At 58.8% G+C, this 22,148-nt stretch carries 17 protein-coding genes and 2 pseudogenes; 13 read left to right on the top strand and 6 right to left on the bottom strand.

Translation table 11 applies throughout. The annotated features are described in order from the left end of the window. Nucleotide 1: 1 nt before the first annotated feature. The 9 genes from AC1DXN_RS21285 to AC1DXN_RS21245 all read left to right on the top strand — a co-directional run bounded on the left by AC1DXN_RS21285 (nt 2) and on the right by AC1DXN_RS21245 (nt 9,248). Nucleotides 2–1,012, top strand: coding sequence for an ABC transporter ATP-binding protein (locus tag AC1DXN_RS21285; protein ID WP_477276214.1), 1,011 nt, complete (start codon nt 2–4; stop codon nt 1,010–1,012). Beyond that, nucleotides 1,009–2,016 (top strand): ABC transporter ATP-binding protein, encoded by a 1,008-nt coding sequence (locus AC1DXN_RS21280; RefSeq protein WP_477237750.1) that lies wholly within the window; start codon nt 1,009–1,011, stop codon nt 2,014–2,016. Before AC1DXN_RS21285 ends, AC1DXN_RS21280 begins: the two co-directional genes overlap by 4 nt. Nucleotides 2,017–2,060: 44 nt before the next feature. Beyond that, nucleotides 2,061–3,386 carry a 3-oxo-tetronate kinase gene (gene otnK / locus AC1DXN_RS21275; RefSeq protein WP_477276216.1) on the top strand — a complete coding sequence of 442 codons (1,326 nt, stop codon included), beginning with the start codon at nt 2,061–2,063 and terminating at the stop codon, nt 3,384–3,386. 459 nt (nt 3,387–3,845) lie between these two features. Beyond that, nucleotides 3,846–4,658 carry an SDR family NAD(P)-dependent oxidoreductase gene (locus tag AC1DXN_RS21270; RefSeq protein WP_477237746.1) on the top strand — a complete coding sequence of 271 codons (813 nt, stop codon included), beginning with the start codon at nt 3,846–3,848 and terminating at the stop codon, nt 4,656–4,658. Nucleotides 4,659–4,747: 89 nt separating this feature from the next. Then, on the top strand, nt 4,748–5,440 hold the full coding sequence (locus tag AC1DXN_RS21265) for a GntR family transcriptional regulator (protein ID WP_477421651.1): 693 nt from the start codon (nt 4,748–4,750) through the stop codon (nt 5,438–5,440). Between the two features lie 127 nt (nt 5,441–5,567). Then, a complete protein-coding gene (locus AC1DXN_RS21260) occupies nt 5,568–6,026 on the top strand; it encodes a RidA family protein (RefSeq protein WP_477237742.1) in 459 nt (152 codons plus the stop codon). 15 nt (nt 6,027–6,041) lie between these two features. Further along, complete coding sequence (locus AC1DXN_RS21255; protein ID WP_477276219.1) at nt 6,042–6,956, top strand: SMP-30/gluconolactonase/LRE family protein; 915 nt, start codon at nt 6,042–6,044, stop codon at nt 6,954–6,956. A 101-nt stretch (nt 6,957–7,057) separates the two neighbouring features. Then, on the top strand, nt 7,058–8,185 hold the full coding sequence (locus tag AC1DXN_RS21250; RefSeq protein ID WP_477276221.1) for a mandelate racemase/muconate lactonizing enzyme family protein: 1,128 nt from the start codon (nt 7,058–7,060) through the stop codon (nt 8,183–8,185). A 325-nt stretch (nt 8,186–8,510) separates the two neighbouring features. After that, on the top strand, nt 8,511–9,248 hold the full coding sequence (locus AC1DXN_RS21245) for a GntR family transcriptional regulator (RefSeq protein ID WP_477276223.1): 738 nt from the start codon (nt 8,511–8,513) through the stop codon (nt 9,246–9,248). 159 nt (nt 9,249–9,407) lie between these two features. Here AC1DXN_RS21245 and AC1DXN_RS21240 read toward each other — a convergent pair whose 3' ends face one another. From AC1DXN_RS21240 to AC1DXN_RS21220, 5 genes are all read right to left on the bottom strand, one after another. Continuing rightward, complete coding sequence (locus AC1DXN_RS21240; protein WP_477276225.1) at nt 9,408–10,370, bottom strand: cyclase family protein; 963 nt, start codon at nt 10,368–10,370, stop codon at nt 9,408–9,410. Between the two features lie 519 nt (nt 10,371–10,889). Beyond that, nucleotides 10,890–12,122, bottom strand: a complete 1,233-nt coding sequence (locus AC1DXN_RS21235; RefSeq protein WP_436260263.1) for an aminotransferase class III-fold pyridoxal phosphate-dependent enzyme — start codon at nt 12,120–12,122, stop codon at nt 10,890–10,892. Between the two features lie 577 nt (nt 12,123–12,699). Then, nucleotides 12,700–13,833: an acyl-CoA dehydrogenase family protein gene (locus AC1DXN_RS21230; protein ID WP_477276227.1), complete on the bottom strand. Its 1,134-nt coding sequence runs from the start codon at nt 13,831–13,833 to the stop codon at nt 12,700–12,702. Nucleotide 13,834: 1 nt separating this feature from the next. Continuing rightward, complete coding sequence (locus AC1DXN_RS21225) at nt 13,835–15,031, bottom strand: acyl-CoA dehydrogenase family protein (RefSeq protein WP_477276229.1); 1,197 nt, start codon at nt 15,029–15,031, stop codon at nt 13,835–13,837. A gap of 5 nt (nt 15,032–15,036) precedes the next feature. Then, complete coding sequence (locus tag AC1DXN_RS21220) at nt 15,037–17,124, bottom strand: 3-hydroxyacyl-CoA dehydrogenase NAD-binding domain-containing protein (protein WP_477276231.1); 2,088 nt, start codon at nt 17,122–17,124, stop codon at nt 15,037–15,039. 512 nt (nt 17,125–17,636) lie between these two features. Between AC1DXN_RS21220 and AC1DXN_RS21215 the strand changes: the two are divergent. Continuing rightward, nucleotides 17,637–17,873, top strand: a pseudogene (locus tag AC1DXN_RS21215) (alanine racemase C-terminal domain-containing protein); the annotation flags it as partial. A gap of 92 nt (nt 17,874–17,965) precedes the next feature. Here AC1DXN_RS21215 and AC1DXN_RS21210 read toward each other — a convergent pair. After that, on the bottom strand, nt 17,966–18,769 hold the full coding sequence (locus tag AC1DXN_RS21210) for an IclR family transcriptional regulator (protein ID WP_477276233.1): 804 nt from the start codon (nt 18,767–18,769) through the stop codon (nt 17,966–17,968). 313 nt (nt 18,770–19,082) lie between these two features. Here AC1DXN_RS21210 and AC1DXN_RS21205 point away from each other — a divergent pair, with 313 nt between their 5' ends. The 3 genes and pseudogenes from AC1DXN_RS21205 to AC1DXN_RS21195 all read left to right on the top strand — a co-directional run bounded on the left by AC1DXN_RS21205 (nt 19,083) and on the right by AC1DXN_RS21195 (nt 22,077). Then, nucleotides 19,083–20,339, top strand: a complete 1,257-nt coding sequence (locus AC1DXN_RS21205) for a CaiB/BaiF CoA transferase family protein (RefSeq protein WP_477276235.1) — start codon at nt 19,083–19,085, stop codon at nt 20,337–20,339. Continuing rightward, nucleotides 20,261–20,563: pseudogene (locus AC1DXN_RS21200) on the top strand (3-oxoadipyl-CoA thiolase); the annotation flags it as partial. The gene AC1DXN_RS21205 and the pseudogene AC1DXN_RS21200, both read left to right, overlap by 79 nt. 77 nt (nt 20,564–20,640) lie before the next feature. Beyond that, nucleotides 20,641–22,077, top strand: coding sequence for an NAD-dependent succinate-semialdehyde dehydrogenase (locus tag AC1DXN_RS21195; RefSeq protein ID WP_436260269.1), 1,437 nt, complete (start codon nt 20,641–20,643; stop codon nt 22,075–22,077). The last annotated feature ends 71 nt before the right edge of the window (nt 22,078–22,148 follow it).

The following is a 22,148-nucleotide window of genomic DNA, read 5'->3' as shown; positions in this document are numbered from 1 at the left end:
CGTGACGTCCGATAGCCCCTTGCTAAAAGTCGACGATCTGCGCGTTACGCTGCGACGAGGGATCGAGGTCGTGCGYGGTGTGAGCTTCAGTGTCCACGCGGGAAAGGTCGTGAGCATCGTCGGCGAATCCGGCTCTGGCAAATCCATGGCAGTTCGCGCCGTGATGGGCCTGCCGCCGCCAATGGCTTCACTATCCGGATCGATATTGCTCAATGGCGAGCAACTCATCGGGGCTCCGGAGCGCCGTCTAAAGCAATTGCGCGGTTCGAAGATCAGCATGATCTTTCAAGATCCGATGACGGCTCTGAACCCAGTCGTGAGGGTCGGGGAATTGATCGCGGAAGCGGTGCGACTGCACAATCCCCAAATGTCGGCGAGGCAGGCCGCCCTGCGTGCGATTGAATTGCTGGAAACCGTTGCCGTGCCTCAGCCTGACGTCCGCGCAAGGCAATACTCGCACCAGTTCTCTGGCGGTATGCGCCAGCGGGCCATGATCGCAATGGCCATAGCAAACAATCCTGACGTCCTGATCGCTGACGAGCCGACAACGGCTCTCGACGTGACCGTGCAGGCGCAGATCATCGAGGTCTTGGCGAACTTGCGCCGGATGTTTCCGGTCGGGCTTGTGTTGATCACACACGATCTCGGCGTGGTCGCCGGTGTCGCCGACACCGTCGTGGTGATGTATGCCGGAAAGGTGGTCGAGACAGGCGAGGTGCGCGATATTTTTCATAACTCACGGCATCCCTACACGCGCGGCTTGCTGGCGTGTCTCCCCGACATCGAGAAGAAGGGCGGCAAGCTGATACCAATCCCCGGCAACCCCCCATCGCTATCGACAAGACCGAGTGGCTGTCCGTTTCGCCCGCGTTGTCCAATCGCGCGAGACATCTGTGCCCACCAAGAGCCACCGCTCAGGCACGTGGATCGCGTTGAGACCGCGTGTCATTTCGCCGAAGAGCTGCGCTCGCCCGACGCGCCGGCACTCCAAGCCACCGGAGGCCACGGATGACGACAACCATGACAGCGCCTCTGGGCCAGGAAACGCCGGTCCTTTCCGTCAGGAATCTGAAGAAGTCCTTCGATATACGGGGCGGGCTCTTTGGCACGAGGCTGGCCATGCAGGTACACGCCGTGTCTGGCATATCATTCGAGCTGTTTCGGGGGGAGACGTTCGGGCTCGTCGGCGAGTCCGGATGCGGCAAATCCACGCTTGGAAGATGTATCCTTCGACTTGTTGAACCCACCTCGGGCGAAGTCCATTTTTCAGGCACCAACATAACGAAACTCCCGCGCAACCAGATGCGCAAGTTCCGTCGCCACATTCAGATTGTTTTTCAAGATCCCCTCGCCTCACTTCACCCGCGCATGACAGTGCGATCAATCATCGCCGAACCTTTGCGTCTGATTGGGGTGACAGGAGCGCCCGCGCTAAAACGCGCGTCGGAGCTGCTCGATTTGGTTCGACTGTCGCAAGAACACGGTGACCGATACCCACATGAGTTGTCCGGGGGTCAGAGACAACGCGTGGGTATAGCACGCGCCCTGGCCCTCGAACCGACCGTTCTGGTTCTTGACGAACCGGTTTCCGCGCTTGACGTGTCCATCCAGGCCGGCGTCCTGAACCTTCTGGAAGAGCTGCAGGAAACGCTCGGAATCTCCTACGTCTTCATCGCCCACGACCTTGCTGTGGTGCGCCACGTCTCCGATCGGCTAGCGGTCATGTATTTGGGGCGCATCGTGGAAATCGGAGAGGCCTCAGACATCTACGAACACCCGGCCCATCCTTACACGAGGGCCCTATTGTCGGCAGTTCCTTTGCCTGACCCAGACAAGGAGCGCCAGCGCCAGCGCATAACGCTGACAGGAGACGTTCCAAGCCCGATGAACATTCCTTCCGGCTGTCCCTTCCGCACCCGCTGTTGGAAGGCGCAAGACATCTGCAGGGAAGTCACCCCACAACTGGAAACGCGCTCCCAGGGCCATGCCGCCGCGTGCCATTTCCCGGAGGCCTAGATGCCGCGCACAACCCGAACCTTGGGTAGTCGGCAGGGGGCAACTTGAGTTCGAACAAACAGCTGGTTTTCGGCGCCGTGGCAGATGATCTCACCGGCGGCTCCGAACTCGCGTCCATGCTTGTGGCAAGGGGCGTCCGGACGCGTTTCACGATCGGCACGGCGGCAGATTCTGGCGCGGATTTCGATGCCCATGTTATCGCACTAAAGACACGCGTAGTTTCCGCCGACGAGGCGATCTCGCAGGTCTTGCAGGCTGCCGAAACACTCCTTGCCCAAGGCGTACGACAGATATTCTTCAAGTATTGCGCCACCTTCGATTCAACTGCCGATGGCAATATTGGCCCTTGCGCCGAGGCTCTGATGGATCGGCTTGGCGCTCGATACGCTCTTTTTTGCCCTGCATTCTGCGAAACAGAAAGGACGGTCTATCAAGGTCACATGTTTGGGGGCCCGCAATTGTTGGCCGAGTCGCCGAAACGCAACGACCCGCTGACGCCAATGACCGACTCTAACTTGGTGCGGGTCCTGCAACGGCAGTCTCGCCGCAAGGCGGGCCTGGTAAATTACAAGGCGGTCGACTCGGGAGCAGGCGCTATTCGTGCCGCGTGCGAAACCCTGGCCGACCAGGACATTTCGCTTGTGCTGGTAGACACTCTACACGAGCGCCATCTGGCCTCCATTGCCGAAGCCGGCGTTGACATGCCGCTCCTGACCGGTAATTCCTCGATTGCCGCGCATCTTCCGCCAATCTGGCTGCGAGATGGACTTATCTGCGCCACGCACTCCGGCACGCTCCCCGGCGTGATGGGACCGGGCGCTGTTCTGGTGGGAAGCGTTGCCGAGCAGACACTGCTGCAGCTTGAGTGGTTTGCGCGAACTTATCCATTCATCACCGTGGATTTGGATCGCGCCTTCGCCGGCGACGACGTCGTGGGGGAAGCGATTGATTTCGCACGTAAGGCGATTGGCGATAACGTCCCGTTTGCGATCAGCACGGCGCAGCCTCATGGTTCCGTCGAACGGCTGCAGTCGAGGTACGGGCGCTACGAGGCGGCTGCCAAGGCAGAAGATCTCCTGTCGCGTGTTGCGACCACGATCACCCTGGAACTGGGCGTGCGGCGGTTGGTGGTGGCGGGGGGGGAAACGTCGGGCGCCGTCATCTCGGCCCTCGGAATATCGGAAATGACCGTGGGACCCTATCAGGGTCCCGGAATGGCGCGCGCCGTGACCTCACTGCCGGCCCGGCTGGCGTTGATGCTCAAGTCGGGAAAACTGGGCAAGCTGGATGTGTTCCAGACCGTTCTCGACGAAATGCAACGCGATTTGGCCTATACGCCCGCCTCGGAATGGCCGCCTTTGAAAAAATAACAACATATTGACCTCCACTGCCGCAGGATATTCATCTCGTCTCGGCGTTCGCTCTCAATCTCTGACCGTGAAGCCCAGCATGGCCTCCCGGCTCCGTGCCTGCCTGGAGTGACCTGTCGAATGCCGACGGAAACAACTGCTGGCCACCTTCGATCGGTCTCGCGTCTCTCCACGATCACTGCGTTTATGCTAGACACAGACGTCCGCCATGATATATCATATTTAGACTCGAGGTCCTTTGCCGGAAGACGCATGCCCAAAATCCCGCCGGACAGATCCTTTACCAGACTGTTTCGAACCTATTTGCATAGCGTGCTGTTTTGGCGCTGGATCGTGAAAGCAGCTGGTGAGGTATTTCCTGATCACACTTCAGAAATCAGTCACTAACTGGGCCATGTGACGGCCAGCGCGCGATCGTTTTGTTGTTGAGAGGGAGGGCAGTCAGGCATGAGAAAATCCATGGCCACGAAGATATTTCTGGTAACAGGCGCAGCAAGCGGTATCGGCGCCGCGATCGCGAGGTTGGTAGTCGACCGAGGTCATAAAGTCGTCGTGGCAGATATCAACGAGGCAGGGGCGCGGAGCGTTGCTGAGGCATTGGGTGACAATGCCATGGCCGCGAAGCTTGATATCCGCTTGCCTCAAGAATGGGAAAGCGTCGTCGACGCTGCCTATGCTCGATTTGGCGCCTTGGACGTTCTTGTCAACAACGCGGCCGTGGTCCACACCGGGTTGACAAAAGATGTATCGCTGGCGAAGCATGAGCAGACGATGACGGTCAACGTCATTGGGCCGATGCTCGGAATGCTGGCGGTTCTTCCTCGTTTCCGGCAGCAGCAATCAGGGCACATTGTGACCATCTGCAGCATGACCGCGTTCCTCCCCTTCCCCGGCATTGCCAGCTATGCCGCCTCCAAACATGCATTGCGTGCAATTCATTTTGGGGTGGCCATGGAAGAGCGGCACGAGCCGATTAATTTCACCATCGTTCATCCAAGCTCGACTGAAACTCCCATGCTGGAGGAAGAGGCCAGGACGGGGGTAGCACTGGCTTTCGCAGTGCCATCATGGAAACCGGAAGATGTTGCCGAGATCGTACTGGCTGCCATCAAAAACCAAAAACAGGAAGTCTGCATACCTGCCTCTCGTGGCCGCCTCGTCAAGTCGATAGGCGGAAGTCCCCGAAAGCTTTTCGAGATGGTCGAAAGAAACGAAAAAATAGGTGCGAAAAACCTTGCGGAACGTCTAAGTGTGGCAAAGACGATAAGCTGACGATCCCTTGGACGTAGACTGCCTCAGGGATGGGTTAGCGAGGAAAGGGTAAGCAATGGGAACGCACTGGACGCGGCTTGGAGAATGAAATGAGCCTAGCCGACGAAGCGGAAGACCAGGCTTCCATGGGTTTGTCGCGCGACAGCCTGTCGGCGATGATCTATGACAGTCTCAAATCCAACTTGATGACAAGTGCCTACGAACCAGGTGAGCGGCTCAATATCAGGCGCCTGGCGATCAGCTTCGACACATCCCCCACCCCGGTGCGCGAAGCCGTCATGCAACTTGTGAGAGACGGTGGACTTGAGCTGCGGCCTGGACACGAACTGCGTGTACCGATTCTTTCGGTGGACCGATACCTGAAGATACGTCAGGTGCGAGCTCCTTTGGAGCGTCTGGCAACGGAACTGGCGGCCCCCCGGATATCCAACGACGTTCTGGCGAAATTGGCGCAGGTGAACGATAAATTCCTGGCGGCTGAAGAAGCAGGCCATTGGAAAGTCGCCCTCTCCTTCAACACCGAATTTCACTTCCTGGTTTATGCTACCTCGGGAAATGAAATTCTTGTAAAGGCAATTGAGAATTTATGGCTCCAGACGGGTCCCTTTCTGATTAATCAGTATCCTTCGGCAATCCACCCCCACGACGAACACCACCCCCACCTGGAGCTCATCGATGCGCTGCGGCGCCGCGCTTCTGCCGAGGCGRGCGAGATCGTCCTGCGCGGGATGGAAAAAGGCTCTGCACTGATCATCGACAAGCTGAAACGGGACCCGCGGTAGGCCACCCGAAACCAAGAAAAAATCGCGGGACAAGCTTTGTCGTGAGCGCGTGGATATATCATATGAACTAGAGCGAAATCTCGTATACGTCCAATACATCAAGGAACTTGGCTGAAAGGAATTTATCGTGTCATCCGCAGAACGGCTAAAAGAATTGGGCATCGAGCTGCCTGCTTTGGGCGCGCCAAAGTATACCTATGTGCCTTTTCGAAGGGCGGGGGATATCGTCTTCCTGGCTGGACAAGTACCTCGTTTGCCCGACGGCTCGTACCTCACCGGGAAAGTTGGTGGTGATTGCTCCCTAGAGGACGGGAAAGAGGCAGCGCGTCTCTGCGGGTTGCATATGCTGACGTCCGCGCAAGCAGTGACCGGCTCACTGGATGACATCGAATTCTTGAAGGTCTTCGGGATGGTGAACGCGGCTCCCGACTTTCGCGATCATGGGGTGGTTATCGAAGGCTGCTCCCAGCTGCTGGTCGAGGTTCTTGCCGAGCGTGGTCAACACGCTCGATCCGCGGTCGGGATGGGATCCCTGCCCGGCAACATCCGTGTCGAAATCGAAGCCGTTCTCCGGGTAGTGAAATAGATTTGGGTCAGTGGCATGCGTGTCATCACGGACAAGCTTACGTTCCCCGAAGGCCCGATTGCGTTTTCAGATGGCTCCGTCATGGTCGTCGACATTATCGAGCAAACCCTTGTCCGAGTATCACGGGACGGTGATATCGCGGTAGTCGCCAAGGTTCCGGGCGGGCCAAACGGGGCAGCTGTTGGGCCAGACGGCAAGATATTCATATGCAACAATGGTGGTATGGACTGGGTCGAAGAGCAAAAAGGACGATTTCGACCAGCCTTGCAGAGCTCCGGATATACGGGCGGCAGCATTGACGTCGTGAATCCTGCCAACGGGTCCGTCCGCCGTCTTTATGATCGCTGCTCGGACAACCAGTTGCGCGGCCCCAATGATCTTGTTTTCGACGGAGACGGAGGCTTCTGGTTCACGGATATGGGGAAACGCCGTCCTCGAGAGATGGACCTTGGGTTCGTTTATTGGGCGGCAAGCGACGGTTCAGAAATCAAAGAGGTTATCTCTGGTCTGATCACGCCCAACGGCATCGCCCTCTCACCTGACGGAAAGACACTTTATGTCGCCGAGACTATCCCAGGTCGAATATGGGCATATCCCGTAATCGGTCCAGGAGAGGTGCGAAAGCAGCCATGGCCTTCCCCGGCCGGCGGAATACTCTTTGCCGGTCCTGGTGGACGAACCCGGTTTGACGGCTTGGCGGTGGCAGAATCGGGAGCCGTCTATGCTGCTGCGCTGGATATGTGTGCGATCCTTGAATTTACCGGAGATTTGAAGAGCCATGTCGTTCACCCCATTCCCGATCTGATGGTGACTAACCTCTGCTTTGGCGGTTCGGACATGCATACCTGTTATGTAACATTGTCTCACGAGGGTAGACTGGCCGCGTTTGATTGGCACGAAGCCGGCCTGGAGCTTAACTATCAATCCTGAAATCCAGGCACGTCACTGAGACGACGCTTGCTCGTCGTGATATATCATGCAGAAAAGAAGCCGACTCGTCCTTCGAGCAGGCATGGAGCCGCAGGAAAAAGATGAAAATCACCAACATTCGTACCACCCCGCTGCATTGCAGGTTCAAGCAGGATTACCATTGGGCAGATGGCATAACGTTATGCTCGCCCGTGATTCTTATCGAGGTTGAGACGGACGAAGGTGTTGTCGGCATTGCCGAGTCTGGAGCAGGGCCGACCATCGAGCCGATGTTAGCCATCCTTCAGGACGCGATACCCCATTTCATCGGCAAATCGGTCTACGATGGCAACAAGCTCATCTGGGACTACTTTCGGACCGGGTTCAAGGCCCGAGGAGCCGGCAGTCAGTACCGATACTTCTCACGCACCATGTCGGGCATCGAGCTTGCAATGTGGGATGCGATCGGCAAAGGCCTGGGGCAGCCGGTATGCAACCTCGTAGGGGGAGCCTTGCACGACAAGGTGGGCTATTTTGGTTTCGTCCAGGGGGATACACCGCAACAGCTTGCCGATGACGCGAAGCAGTTGGTTGAGCAGGGATATCCAGTTCTCTATGTGAAAGTCGGGCGCGACGACAAGCTCGATTTGGAGATCGTCCGGGCCGTGCGGGAGGTGGCTCCAGATGTTCGCCTTCGCCTAGACGCAAACGAAGCGTGGGACACGCTACGTGCTGTGCGCATGATGGAAAAGCTCAAAGCGTTCGATATTGAGATCATGGAGCAGCCAGTTCCCGGTATTGGAGGAGCAGATGCACTTCTGCGCCTCCGCCACGTCGGGATGCCGCTGTCTGCCGATCAAAGTGTGTATCTGCCGGAAGAAGTATATGCGATGTGCAGCACCCGCGCCGTCGAGTCGGTTGTCCTGGGACTGCACGAAACTTGCGGCGCTCTGCGGTGGCGTAAAGCGGCAGCGATCGCCGAAGCGGCAAATGTAAGAATCAATATCCACGGAATTTTCGAAACCGGCATCACGACCTGCATCGCTAATCAGGTTGGTTCAACGGTCCCCAATCTGGACGATGCCAACCAGATCATGTGGCAGTTGCTTGAGGAAGACATAATCGAGAGTCCGAACCTCACGCCTGTGAATGGATTTCTGCCGGTGTCGAAGAAGCCTGGATACGGATTCGAACTGAATCGAGATGCGGTCGGCCGTGCTGCCGAAGCCTATCTCAAGCAAAAACGCTAAAGCATGATGCCGAAAAGTGTGAAGCGCTTTTCGGACGACATCTCGACTTGGAGCCGGATTCAGATCTCAGGAGACGCTGCCCCGGCGGCCGTACGAGGTCTGCTGGGGAAATTCCGGCAGCATCGTGCGGCCAGCCCAGAGGAATTGCCGGCAACCGGAGGCGTGCTCGGAGTGTCGTTGTGGCTTGCCTATTCAACCGGACTGGTATTCGGCCCGGGTCTTCCGCAGACTGTGACGCCTGCCCCATTCCGGGATATTTTGTTATTGATACAGCCAGACTCAAGGGCGCTATATCGATTCGCCGCGCCGGAGTGAGGAGCGATCAATGCCAACCGCCATCAGGGCAAGTGGGCCTGCCGACGAGCTCGAGACCGTAGGGTCGGTTGGGATTAGCAGGAACACGTTAGCCGACCGAATTTATGCACAGCTGCGAATTGCGTTGATGTCGGGTCGCTACGAACCGGGAAGTCGGCTCAATATTCGGCAACTCGCCACCGCTTACGAGACCTCTCAGACACCCGTTCGAGAAGCGGTCCTGCAATTGGTGGCGGAGGGCGCGCTGGAACTCAAACTAGGCCATCAGCCTCGCGTTCCCATCCTCTCTATCCCCAGATATATTGAGATACGCGAGACGCGCGCTCCGCTGGAGCGGTTGGCGTCCGAACTCAGCACTGTCAACATGACACGCCAAGACATCGAGCTGCTGGAAAGGCACCAGACTGAATTCATGACGGCGGAGGTCGCGGAGGATTGGAAGGCAGCTCTCGCGGCAAACCAGTCATTCCACTTTGCGATATACCGTAAGTCGAACAACCAGGTCCTGGTGCGGGTGATCGAGAATCTGTGGCTATTGGCTGGCCCGTTCGTGAACAATCAATATCCCTACGCCAAGCCACTTGCCTTCGAAGTTCACCCCCACGATCTGATCATCGACGCTTTGAAGCGTCGGTCACCGACCGAGGCCGGGGAATTGGTGGTGCGCGATCTTCGCGATGGCTCCTACAGAATTTTGGAAAAGCTGAAGTCACAATCCGGCTCGAGGCGTAGGCAGCAAGAAAAATAGTGCCTCGTGCCTGCAACGACGTCCCGTCGGCTCCACGGAAGTGGTTGGGCAGAGCCCTCGCGATATCCTGCAGCCACCCCGGTGCGCCTGACATGGCGCACGTAACCACGCCGGGCCGCCTGAGACGCCCTGACTCGAAAATACCTTCCGCCCGTTCTGCTATTTTAGCGCGAGCGCGTTGGCTGTCGAGCCGGAGCCGCCCAGCTTGTTGAGCGGTGCGGAAACAAACATTCCTTCATAGCGGCCGTCTTCTTCGCAATCCGCGGCCAGGGCGTCCAATGCGAACATTTCCCCGATGGCGGTGCCCAGCATCGGAATGAGCCGGTAATGTAGGAAGCCATCGGCATCTGTTGAGTCGAAGGGCTGAACTTCCAAGGCAGGGTTGTCGCCGGCAACAGCGGCTACACCCTTGTTCCATATCCAACGTGCGGTCTCTTCCGACCGCGAAAGTCCGCAGGCGGCGAACTGATCGTCGGTTGCCATCTGCTCGCGCGTTGCGGAATCGACACTTTCGTACCACTGGATCCAGCCGAACCGCAGGAGCAGTATGTCTCCTATATTCAGCTTGGACTTCTGCCTGGCAAGACAGGCGTCGATTTCAGCGACCGTTATAGGATCGGCATATCCTGGTTGGATCGGCCGTCCGACCGCCTGTCGAAAGCGAGCAAGGTCCGCTAACACAAACCGGCCGACGATGCCTCGGGTGGCCCAGTTCTCGATACCCAGCCGCGTTCCCGGGAGCCCCGTTATGTCATGTTCCTGAAAGCCTTGGTAAAACCCATGAACAGGGTGGCGGATATGCGAAAGACTGTCCCACTGGGAGGAGCATTGGGGGAAGAACCCCTCATACATGTCGTCTGTGCCGGAACTATCGAAATTAATGGTGTGCTGCATGTTTCGGCGGCCAAAGAGTGCAGGGTTGGGAAGATCAAGGGACCAATTTAGAGAAAAGACCGCACCCTTCGAGACCAGAGCAACTCCGCTCAAGACACGCTCCGGCGTCAACAAACCGACACTTCCAAGCTGGTCATCGCGGCCGTAGACGTTCCATGATGACCCTGCGGGCACGCTGCCCTCGAGGCCAAGCTGGTCGTAGGGGATGCGGGTTTCGAAATTTGACACTTTTTCCTCCAACGAATCCTATCAATCATCAGGCTTCACCCGCCGAGAAACGTCACTGGATGAGATCCCTCGGCCCAACCGACGATCTCGTCTCAGTTCCATGGCTCACGTTCTGAACGGAAACACCTGACACATCACGACAGCGTCCAGTGCCGATGGCGGCCGAGCCAAGCAACACGCCAGTTCCCGCGACCTCATCAAAAAACACCCTACCAACCCCGAGAATACCAGCAGGCTGAAATCGATCGCGCGCCACAATCGACAGCAATACGCTTCTGTACCCTTAGGCTCCAAGGCTGTCGTATCGCGGTCTGTCGTCGCGTTCGTTCATCATGTTGCTAAAACCGTATGCAAGCGGGGCGCATTACATATCGTGAATTGCGCGACTAAGAGTGCAATTTGCGATTCATTGCCAAATTTGCCGTCGTCGCTCCCGATGACTTTTCATTGTGCGGCGCATTCGGAACCGCCGGGGTCGAGTTCTCAAAAAAATCATTGAGCCGTCACCACGGGCTTACCTCATTGAAGACGATCAGCCACCGCCGCGAAGCCGATTTCGGCGGCAAACAGGGTCGCCTCAATATCGGCGTCAGTGTGGGCAGCACACAGAAACATGTTGTGTTTGGGATGGAAATAAACGCCGTGCGTCAATAATGTACTGCAGAACAGCTCACCTTTGCTGCCGTCGTGGTCTTCGTCAAACAAGATGAGTGGCATCTGGACAGGACCAGTTTGTCGCAAGACCATACCAGCCTTGGCTGCACGAGCATTCAGTCCGTCGCGGAGTTTGTTCCCGAGGCGGATCAGATGCTGCACCACGTTGTCCCGGCGGGCTATCTGGAGCGTGGCCACTGCGGCCGCCATTGCGACTGACCCGCACCAGAACGATCCCGTCACGAAGATGCGCGACGCGGCTTCGCGAAGCCAATCCGCCCCTGTTACCGCCGCCAGTGGATAACCATTTGCAATCGCCTTGCTCCACGCCGAGAGGTCAGGGCGGACCCCAATTGCTTCCCAACTGCCGGCCAGATCGAGGCGCAGGCCAGCCCTCACCTCGTCGATGATAAGCGCGGCGCCGTTGCGATCGCAGATTTCGCGCACCGCGCGCGCGAATTCTGGGGTCGCCATCGCCTGATCCTTGCCGAAATCGTGGCGGAACGCCGAAACCAGGATGGCTGCTAGATCGCCCTTGGCCGCTTCCGCCGCGCTTCGCAGGCTCGAGACGTTGTTGAATTCATAGGTGCCCAAATGAACTCGGTCCTCCGCGGTGACACCAAGGACAGAGGGCGAGCACCAAGGCACTGCGCCATGATAAGCGCCCTGGGCAACCAACACCTTGCGCCTGCCGGTCGATGCGCGAGCGATGGTCAGGCACGTCGTAGTCGCATCCGTCCCGTTCTTCTGGAACTGCACCCAATCAGCGGCAGCAATCATACTGGTAAAAAGTTCCGCGAGATCAACCAGCGCATCTGTCGGACCGTTCAGGCAATCGCCACTGGCCGCCTGCCGTGCTGCCGCGGCCTCGACCTCCGGTTGGCGATAGCCCAAATAATTCGGCCCCCAGGCGCACATGAAGTCCACATAGCGTCGGCCGTTGACGTCCCAGAGTGCGGAGCCCTCGCCCTTCTTGAAGAACTGGGGATATCCAGCCGGCAGCTTGGCCGCGTTTAAGTGACCCCACATGCCACCGGGAATAACCCGCAGCGCTCTTTCGCGTAGGAGTTTGTCGGCTGATTGAATGACTTCAGGCATCTTCGTCCCTGTTCCAGTCCGGCGCGCTGCGGCCTACCAAGCGTGCCGCCCCTCGGGTATAGACTTATCCACCCAGCGGCGGCTCGCTGCCGTTGAGCGCCATGGCTGATTTTGCCTGCTCCGCGACCCACAGAAAACGGCGGCCGCGGAGCACATCATCGCCTTGGGAGGCAAACGATTTAGGAAGCTTCGAAACAGCGCGTGGACTGCTTCGAAAAACCAGCAATATGATATATCATGCTGGCGCTGGCCGTCAATCAATCTCTCCAGTTTGACTCAGGCAGCGCGGCCATCGAGCGCGCCAAAGAGGACGAAAAGCGCCGCGTCCGCAACTTGATCAGCAGGGGATGGCATTTGAGCGCTGCCGCAGATGTGGGGCCTGTGCCAGGCTCCCCTCGCCTGCCTACCAGCACATGGCAAGGTCGCCACACACACTGTCTTCGAGGGAGACCGTGCTGCATACCGGCATAGACTGCCGGACGCCCGCATCGCGCGACGCGCAGCTCTTCTGTTTTTGATTGTGCAAAGAGACCGCTGTCGGCTGTCGTCACCTTCAAACGCATAACGCGTGATAGCCCTACGCAGCCGTCGACAGGGCGATAAATCGCTCCAGGTGGAAATCAGAATCGCCGAAGCGGTGTTCGATCATGGTGAGCCGCTTCGCAAGATGGCCAAGCGCGTATTCCACGGTAATGCCAATTCCGCCGTGCATCTGGATTGCCTCCTCGACCACGATGCGTGATACCCGGCCAATGAGATTTTTTGCGGCACTCACTTGCAGTTCGCGCTCGCCGCGCGGTGCGTCCAGATGTCCGCACACGTTGATGGCGGCCGAGCGGGCCTGCTCGATTTCGATTAACATGTCGGCCATGCGATGCTGGAGGGCCTGGAATTTCCCAATTGGCTGGCCGAACTGCTTGCGGGTTCGCAGGTACTCCACCGTAAGATGCTTGATGCTCTCCATAAGCCCCACGGCTTCAGCACATTGGGCGGCCACAGCGCGGGCATGCACAGCCTCAATGGCGTCAAAAGCACCGCCCACTTCGCCCAAGCGCTGGCTATCGGGAACCGCCACACCATCCAGGCTCAATTCCGCGGCGCGACCGCCGCCATTGAGCGGATAAGATCGCAAGGCAAGTCCATCGGAATCCAGCGGGATCATGAAAAGGGTAATGCCATTTCGCTCGTCGGCTGCTCCCGAGACTCGCGCGCTGACCACCGCGAGGCTCGCCGCCGGTGCGGCCACAACCAGGGACTTGCCGCCAGAAAGCACCCAACGTCCATCCTGCCTGGTGGCGCGTGTCTCAACGTGAGCAAGATCGTAACGGCCGCCTTGCTCTGTGTGAGCCAGAGTGACAATGCGGCCCGAAATGATCTCCCCGACCAGCGCAAGCTGGTCAGCGGTCGCAAGCGATGCGATGAGGCCGCCGGCGAGGATGCCAGCTTCCATCAAGGGTTCGAAGACACCGGCGCGACCAAGTTCCTCGAAGACGACAGACAGGTCGAAGCCTGACCCGCCGAATCCGCCGACTTGCTCAGCAAAAAGGGCGCCCGGGACACCCATCTCGACCAGTCCGTCCCAGAGCTCCTTGGAATGCCCTTGTGGACTCTCCGTCGCCTGAAAAAGGATTTCCTGCGTGACAAATCCACGCAAAAACCGCCGCAGGCTGTCCTGCAGCATCTGGCGTTCTCCAGTGAGATCGAAGTTCATATCATAGCTCCAGAATGGCTTTGGCGATAATCTGCCGCTGAACCTCGTTGGAACCGCCGTAGATGGAGAGCTTCCTGTTGTTGAAGTAGCTCTGTGTGGCAGCCATCGCGTAGGCCGGACCGATCGGGGCCGCGTTGGAACCCTCGTCAAGCAATTCGGAGATGAAGGGGATTGCATTGGGACCAGCGGCCTGGCGGGTAAGCTTGTTCAACTCCTGGCGGATGATCGTGCCCTTGACCTTGAGCATCGAACTTTCTGCCCCCGGGGCCTGCCCGGCGGCTGCTTTGGCAACTACCCTGAGGTTGGTGGTTGCCATCGCCATCAAATCGATCTCGACTTGCGCGATCCGGGCCGCAAAGAGAGGGTTGTCAATCAGCTTGCGGTGGCCATCCGGCTCAGTTGCGGCGACGCACTTGAGATTGGCGAGAGCCGCGCGAGCCATGCCCACCCCGGCAAGATTCGTGCGCTCATGGGTCAATAGATACTTCGCGTAGGTCCAGCCCATGTTCTCGTCTCCCACGAGGTTCTCGGCTGGCACACGGACATTGTCGAACCAGACTTCATTTACTTCCGCCTCGCCGTCCATCAGCACTATCGGACGGACGCTGACGCCGGGTGCTCGCATGTCGACGAGCAGAAACGAAATCCCTTCTTGTGGCTTGCCCTCCTTTGACGTCCGGACAAGGCAGAAGATCATGTTTGCGTGCTGGGCAAGGGTCGTCCAGGTCTTCTGGCCATTGACGACATAGTGATCGCCGTCGCGCGCCGCGGAGGTCTTGACGCTTGCCAGGTCGGACCCGGCACCGGGCTCCGAGTAGCCCTGGCACCACCAGTCCTCGCCATTCAGAATGCGCGGGAGCCAATAGTCCTTCTGCTGCTGTGTGCCAAAATTCTGCAGGACCGGTCCCAGCATGCTGAGGCCGAAGGGCAAGATTCGCGGAGCATGAGAGCGCGATGCTTCCTCTTCGAATATATGGCGCTGAACTGCATCCCAACCGGGGCCGCCATATTCCTTCGGCCAACTCGTCGCGAGCCAACCTCGCCGGTTCAAAGCCGCATGCCATGTCTCGTGGTCGTTTTTGGTGAGACGCTGGCCGGATGCGACTTTGGCCGCGATTCTTTTCGGGAGCTCCCGGTCAAGGAAAAGTCGGACCTCTTCGCGAAATGCGAGCTGTTGCGCGGTATAGGCCAGATCCATGGTTCTTATCCGTTCAAAGTGGCAAAAATGGCGTTATCGGCCACCAGACGCTCAAGCAGTGGAGCGGGAGCCCAGAAGAACGGATCGTCTTGGGCCCAGCCTCGGATGTCCGCGAGAATGTTCGGAAGGCCAGCGGCATCCGCCCAGTGCATCGGTCCGCCGCGATAACGTGGGAACCCGTAACCGAACAGGAGCACTGCATCGACATCGAGCGGTCGAGCTGCGATTTTCTCGTCGATTACACGGGCGGCTTCATTCACCATCGCAGCCATGTAGCGGCGCTGGATTTCCCCGTCGGTGAAGTTGCGCGCTATGATGCCCTCTTTGGCGCGATAACGCGCGATCATGTCATCTACGTCGTGATCTGGCACACCAGGACGACCGCGTTCGGCGTAGATGTAGTAGCCACGACCTGCCTTCTGGCCGAGCCGCCCAATGTGATAAAGTTCATCCGCCCATTCCGGCACAACGTCGCGAGGATCCCGCGTCGAGGCCTTGCGCTGTCGGGTCAGAAAACCGATGTCGAGGCCGGCCAGATCGGCGACGGCAAAGGGTCCCATTGCCAAGCCGAAGTCCACCATTGCCCGGTCGACCTGATACGGGCTTGCGCCCGCCAGCACCATCCTGTCGGCGGCGCCCCGAACACGCGCCAAGATGCGGTTGCCGATAAAGCCGTCGCACACGCCGGACCGTACGCAAACCTTGCCCAGCTTCTTGCCCACGGCAAAGGCCGTCGCAACCACATCGGGCTTGGTTGCATCTGCGACAATCACCTCCAGAAGCTTCATTACATGTGCCGGCGAGAAGAAGTGGAGGCCAACCACATCGCCAGGGCGGCGAGTGATCGAGGCGATCTCGTTGACATCGAGATAAGAAGTGTTGGTCGCCAGAATTGCCCCCGGCTTCATCACCGCGTCCAGCTGCGCAAATACGTCCTTCTTCACATCCATGGATTCGAAGACCGCCTCTATGACGAGATCGGCCTGGGAGAGCACGGCGTATTCTGTCACGCATGCCAAGCTCCCAGACAAGATGGTCGTGCGTTCCGCTTCCGACAGCTTGCCGCGTCCAACGGCGGCCGTCAGGTAGCCCTCGATCGTTGCGCGCGCGCGCGCCGCGGCCGGGTCATCACGCTCGACAAGGCAAACGTCATAGCCGGCCAGCAAGGCTGCTGTCGCAATCCCCGCTCCCATCGTGCCACCGCCGATCACACCTACCCGCGCCACATTTCGTGGGTTGACGCCGTTCAGCGCCGGCAGGCGGGAGACCTTGCGCTCAAGGAAGAATGCATGGATGAGGCCTGCCCTTTGCGGCGTTTGCATCAGCGCCATGAACAAACGGCGCTCCTCGGCCAGACCTTCTTTGAAGGGACGCGTGGCCGCTTCAATGGCATCTACGACAAAGAAGGGCGCGACCAGGCCCCCGGCAGTCTTCTGAAGCTTCGTCCGGGCACCGGATATTGCGTCGGGATCGGCCGCGGGTGCAGGCATTTCGCTTACGCGGCGCGGGCCCTTTCCAGCCTTCAGAAGGTCATTTGCGAAAGCGAGCCCTGCCGCGCGCACATCGCCATCGCCAATCCTGTCTATGAGCCCGAGTTCGAGCGCTGCCGTCTCTGAAATGGGAGCTCCCGGAACGATAAAATCGAGCGCCTTTGCCACTCCGGCAAGGCGTGTCACGCGCTGCGTGCCGCCTGCACCTGGCAACAGGCCGAGAGTAACCTCGGGCAGGCCCAGTTTAGTGCTCTGCATGGCCAGCCGATAGTGGCAGCCAAGGGCGAGCTCAAGCCCTCCACCGAGACTGACTGCGTGCATCGCCGCCACAATCGGTTTGGCAGAGCTTTCTACGTGATTTACCAGATCGGGAAGCAGCGGCTTTAGGGGCGGCTTCCCAAACTCGTTAATGTCAGCGCCACCAACGAACATGCGTCCGGCGCCGATGACGACCGCAATGCCGACGTTCGCATCCTCGCTAAAGCGGTCTATCGCGCGCCACAGCATGGATCTGACTTCATGGCCCAAGGCGTTGGCGGCCCCGTTGCGGATGGTGATGACGGCTATCCGCCCCTCTCGCTCATAGCTTACCAGTGGATCCATTGGTCGCGTCCAGAAATCGGAATTTAATTCCATATATCGACTTTTCTTCGCGCTGACCAGTGTCCTTCGGGCGGACTGAGAGCGCGGTGCCATTCGTTGGCGCCACTGATAAAAGCGGCCCCACCGAACCAGGCAGACAGCCCTCTCGGCAGCAACTCGCACCGGCGCGAGATCTGCTCTGCGGCACAGGTGTGCAGGCGCAAATGACCCATTTCGTGTTGCCTGACCACGTGGATCTCGAACTCTGCCGATTGTCGGTGAAGGCTGGCCGAAGCCTGCCACGCCCTTCCGACCGCACCGCTGTCAATTGCCAATTCTTGCGGCATATAACTCGGTCGCGAATTCCACAGCGATATCACGCGGCAAATCCACCTTTGGCATCGATCCGCTCCCCGAACAGTCAGAATCCGCTCGATGAGCCTGCGACACTGCTGGCCAGCGTCGTAAAGGTTCGCGATCTGAACAGGGGCGACTCCGTCGGCCATTCTTCAACCTGACGAGCGCCGGCGGCACGCCAAATCGCGCTTGTCGCGATCGGCTATGCCAGAGGCAATCAATGGGCAAACAGCAACCGGGGTCTTGTCGCTTTCGGCAGACAGATCGCGCCTGTGGTGGCCCGCGCCTCCATGGACCTGACCGCAGTCGATCTCACCAGTCTGGGCTTCGTTGACGAGGGTACCGTTGTCGGAATCTTCGCCCGAGTATTCCTATCGCCGATTTGCCGAGCAGGCTGGTACGAGCGAACATGAGGCACTCATCGCACTTGGCCGCGCATGTCGCCGTATCCATTTGGGCGTCGATTCAGCGACCCGACCGGAAACAAGGGCAGTCACCCCGACGCCTAAGCGTTCTCCAGCAGATCCTGTAATTGCTGCTTCGTCCTCAGCAATGCATCACCCACGGTGGTCAGACAATCATCACGCGAGACGATATCGGAAATGCCCCCACATGTGAGAGCAACGAGCGGCGATCCGTCGGTCGGCCGGAAAGCAACTCCGATGGCGTTGATGTAGCTGTACCAAGTCCCAAATGAACAGACGAAGCCGCGCGTTCTGTAGCTCTGGATCGCCTCCTCGACACTATCTCGGATCGCGTTCGCATTGGCGGGCTCCCGCGCGATCAGTTGGGCAAGCAATTCCTCGCGCGCTTGCGGTATCATCTCCGCGAAATAGGCCAAGCCCATCGCGGTGCGCCAGATCGGCAACTGTGAGCCCACATTAAGTTGCAGCGTCACCGGCCCGAACGCACGGCAGTTGGCCAAATAGATCATCTCGAGTCCACTACGGGCGCCGAGCGCTGCTGCGACGCCCGTTTTGTCAGCCAGCCCCTGCAACAAAGGCTGGACCATGCGTACGACCGGGATAGAGCTCATCGCTGAATAGCCAAGCGAGATGGTTGAGGGGCCGATGGAGTAACGGCCCAGGGATTCGTTGTAGATGAGGTAACCACTGCTCGCCAGAGCATAGGTCAAGCGCGACACGGTGGCTTTCGGAAGCCCGGTGCGTTCGATCAAATCCTGGTTGCCCAATGTCGACTCGCTCGCCTTGAAAGCCCGCAAGATTTCCAAACCTCGCAGGAGCGAGCCGGCGGCGACGCCTTCTTCTCCGCCATTGGCATCCTCCGCTGATTTGGAACGCTTTCTCATCGTCACCTCCTGAGGTTCCGCGGCAACTCTAGCCGCAATTGGCTCGAATACAATGGAATTTAATTCCATTCAGTTGACGCGCAAGGTACCAGATGGCATTAGTAACGCAAAATCGCACCCTGCCGCCGGGCACGACAGACGAGCCACATCATCAAACGGCCGAACTGCTTGCTTCCGACATCTCGACCCAGTTTGCAGTCCGGGATCGATCGGAATCAGACAGGTAGGACGGGAGATCAGCTCGACTGCCTCGCCGGGACAGACGGGTCGCAACCGAAACCCGTTTGCGGCGGACATCTCGAGGAGACCAGCAATGGAGAAGACAGAGCTGCCGCTGGACGGAATCAAGGTGCTGGATTTGACGCGGGTGTTGGCCGGTCCCTGGCTGACGATGTCACTCGGCGATCTGGGTGCCGAAGTCTGGAAGATCGAGAGTGTGGCCGGGGGCGACGACACACGGGCATGGTCAGTTCCAAACTACATGGGGGTGAGCACCTATTATCTCTGCGCCAACCGCGGCAAGCAAAGTGTGGCTGTCGATCTGAAATCGCCGCAAGGGCGTGAAATCATCTTGAAGCTGGCTACCAAAGCTGACGTCGTGGTGGAAAATTTCCGTGCAGGCACGATGAAGCGGTTAGGTCTCAGCTATGAAACGCTTCGCGACATTAACCCGGCCCTCGTTTTCTGCTCGATCTCGGGCTACGGCCAGACCGGACCGGAAAGCGATCGTCCAGGTTATGATTTCATTATGCAGGCAGAAAGCGGACTGATGTCGATCACTGGCGCCGCCGATGGACCGCCCAATCGGCTGGGGGTGGCTTTCACGGATGTCGTCGCGGGCATGGTTGCTACACAATCGGTCTTGGCGGCGCTCTATCAGCGACGCGATACGGGAAAAGGCCAGTTTATCGACATAGCCCTGATCGAGAGCACATTGAACATGCTGATCAACGTCGGAACAGGCTACTTAAACGCCGGCGTGGATGGGTTCCGATATGGCAATGCTCATCCTAGCGTGGTGCCTTACCAGTTGTTTGAATGCTTGGACGGCTTCTTTGCGCTGGCAGTGGGCAACGACCGGATGTTCAAGGATTTCTGCATCCAGGTCATCGACCGACCGGATCTGGCCGAAAATCCACGCTTCGTCACGGCGCATCAACGTGCGCTGAACCGCGAAGACCTCTTGGCAGCCCTTGGAGAGGCGCTTTGCAAAAATTCGGTTGAACACTGGCTCGATGCCTGTCGCAGTGCGTCTGTGCCAGCGGGTCGCGTGCATACGGTCTCCCAGGCTCTGGCGACGCCCACGGTGATCGAAAGGGGGATCATTCAGTCCTTGAAGCATCCCGAACTCGGTACTATCCGCTTGATCAGTCCGGCCCATGGCCTCGCTGGCCAGAAAAACCGCGTGCAGAAGGCTCCCCCCCTGCTTGGCGAGGATACCCGCGCCGTTCTTGAGATTGTCCTTGGCTATGACGATAGCCAGATAGACCACCTGCTTCGAACTGGCGTCGTCTATTGCCACGGCGCAGCGGCACTACAGGCCCAGGCGTCGGAGGGCGCTGCGCAATGAGCCGTGCCTTCGCCGCACAGGGGCTTGCGGTTCTTCGCGCTCTTGGCCTGCCAGACGACGCGCCGCACGTGAATCCCAATGGAGGCGCCATCGCGGTGGGCCACCCTCTTGGGGCTTCGGGCGCTCGACTGGCGCTCACAGTCGCCCACGAACTGAAGCGCCGAAATGGTCGCTTTGTGCTTTGCACAATGTGCATTGGAGTCGGTCAGGGGATCGCTCTCATTCATGGAAAGGCCCTGAGCCGGAATATGCGCGCCCCATTGATCCCGCCTGGACGTCACGCATCACGAGGAAAGTCGATATGAGCAACTATCCCGACGTAAACCTTTACATCAACGGATCATGGCGGCCCGCAGAAGAGGAGCGTTGGATCCCGGTGACCGATCCATCCAGTGGGCAGGAAATTGGTCGCGTCGCCAATGCCTCGCAAAATGATTTGGACGATGCGCTGGCCGCGGCCGACGAGGGGTTCAAGATTTGGAGCCGGACTTCACCGTTCGAGCGCGCCAAGCTCATGCGTCGCGCCGCGGACCTGCTGCGCCAGCAAGTGGACGAGATTTCACATTGGATGACCCTGGAGCAGGGCAAACCCCTGGCACAGTCGCGGCTTGAAACATTGGCCGGGGCAGACATCATCGACTGGTTTGCGGGCGAGGCCCAACGTACCTATGGCCAGGTCATCCCGGCGCGCGCGAGCGACGTGCTGCAGATAACAATCAAGCTGCCCGTCGGGCCGGTGGCAGCGTTCACGCCCTGGAACTTTCCTATCAACCAGATTGTTCGCAAACTCTCGGCCGCCGTGGCTGCAGGGTGCTCCATCATCATCAAGGCGCCCGTGGAGACACCTGCAAGCCCGGCGGGTCTCGTTCGTGCCTTTGCAGACGCCGGCTTTCCTGCTGGCGTCGTCAACCTCGTGAACGGACGCTCACCCGAGATCTCGCGCTATCTGATACCCCATCCTGTCATTCGCAAGATAAGCTTCACCGGGTCGACTCCAGTTGGCAAGGAGCTAGCAGCGCTTGCTGGACTGCACATGAAGCGCGCCACCATGGAGCTTGGCGGTCACGCTCCGGTTGTGGTGGCGGCCGATGCCGATCTTGACCTCGCTGTTTCCACGATGGTGCCGTTCAAGTTCAGGAATGCTGGGCAGGTATGCGTTTCCCCCACCCGGTTTCTCGTCCACGAGACGCTGGCTGAAGAGTTCACCCAGCGTTTCACCGCCGCCTCAAAATCGATCAAGACTGGAAACGGCTTTGAAAGCACAACGGAGATGGGTCCGCTGATCAACGAGAAGCGTGTCGCAACGATAGACGGGCTGGTGGCCGACGCGGTCAAGAAGGGCGCCAAATTGATGACGGGTGGCAGGCGGATCGGGAACCAGGGCTGTTTCTACGAACCAACCGTCATTTCAGATGTGCCGGTCTCCGCGCAGATCATGAACGAAGAACCGTTCGGCCCGGTGGCAATAATCAATCGCTTTTCGACGATCGACGAAGCCATCACGGAGAGCAACCGCCTTCCTTTCGGATTGGCAGCATATGCCTTTACCCGTGATACCGCACTGGCGACGCGTCTGGGCAACGAAATTCAATCTGGCATGACCGCAATCAATCACCTCGGCCTTGCTCTTCCCGAAGTGCCGTTCGGCGGTGTCAGGGATTCGGGCTACGGTACGGAAGGCGGGTCGGAAGCGATCGAGGCCTATCTGGAAACGCGCTTCATCAGCCGCAAAGGATAACTGCGGGAGCATTATGGAAATTAATTCCATTTTCGGTTGAACGGCCGGCTCTGAAGTGGCAGAGCTAGAGA

The sequence above is a fragment of the Mesorhizobium sp. P2_H9 genome, assembly GCF_056403215.1.
Note: the sequence above shows the minus strand (reverse complement) of the source record. Positions and strands in the feature narration are given on the sequence as shown.

What these genes read in the sequence shown, in the direction of transcription:
- AC1DXN_RS21280 (WP_477237750.1), top strand. Translation starts at nt 1,009, where the DNA reads ATGACGACAACCATGACAGCGCCTCTGGGCCAGGAAACGCCGGTCCTT.
- AC1DXN_RS21270 (WP_477237746.1), top strand. Translation starts at nt 3,846, where the DNA reads ATGGCCACGAAGATATTTCTGGTAACAGGCGCAGCAAGCGGTATCGGC.
- AC1DXN_RS21255 (WP_477276219.1), top strand. Translation starts at nt 6,042, where the DNA reads ATGCGTGTCATCACGGACAAGCTTACGTTCCCCGAAGGCCCGATTGCG.
- AC1DXN_RS21250 (WP_477276221.1), top strand. Translation starts at nt 7,058, where the DNA reads ATGAAAATCACCAACATTCGTACCACCCCGCTGCATTGCAGGTTCAAG.
- AC1DXN_RS21245 (WP_477276223.1), top strand. Translation starts at nt 8,511, where the DNA reads ATGCCAACCGCCATCAGGGCAAGTGGGCCTGCCGACGAGCTCGAGACC.
- AC1DXN_RS21235 (WP_436260263.1), bottom strand. Translation starts at nt 12,122, where the DNA reads ATGCCTGAAGTCATTCAATCAGCCGACAAACTCCTACGCGAAAGAGCG.
- AC1DXN_RS21230 (WP_477276227.1), bottom strand. Translation starts at nt 13,833, where the DNA reads ATGAACTTCGATCTCACTGGAGAACGCCAGATGCTGCAGGACAGCCTG.
- AC1DXN_RS21225 (WP_477276229.1), bottom strand. Translation starts at nt 15,031, where the DNA reads ATGGATCTGGCCTATACCGCGCAACAGCTCGCATTTCGCGAAGAGGTC.
- AC1DXN_RS21220 (WP_477276231.1), bottom strand. Translation starts at nt 17,124, where the DNA reads ATGGATCCACTGGTAAGCTATGAGCGAGAGGGGCGGATAGCCGTCATC.
- AC1DXN_RS21210 (WP_477276233.1), bottom strand. Translation starts at nt 18,769, where the DNA reads ATGAGAAAGCGTTCCAAATCAGCGGAGGATGCCAATGGCGGAGAAGAA.
- AC1DXN_RS21205 (WP_477276235.1), top strand. Translation starts at nt 19,083, where the DNA reads ATGGAGAAGACAGAGCTGCCGCTGGACGGAATCAAGGTGCTGGATTTG.
- AC1DXN_RS21195 (WP_436260269.1), top strand. Translation starts at nt 20,641, where the DNA reads ATGAGCAACTATCCCGACGTAAACCTTTACATCAACGGATCATGGCGG.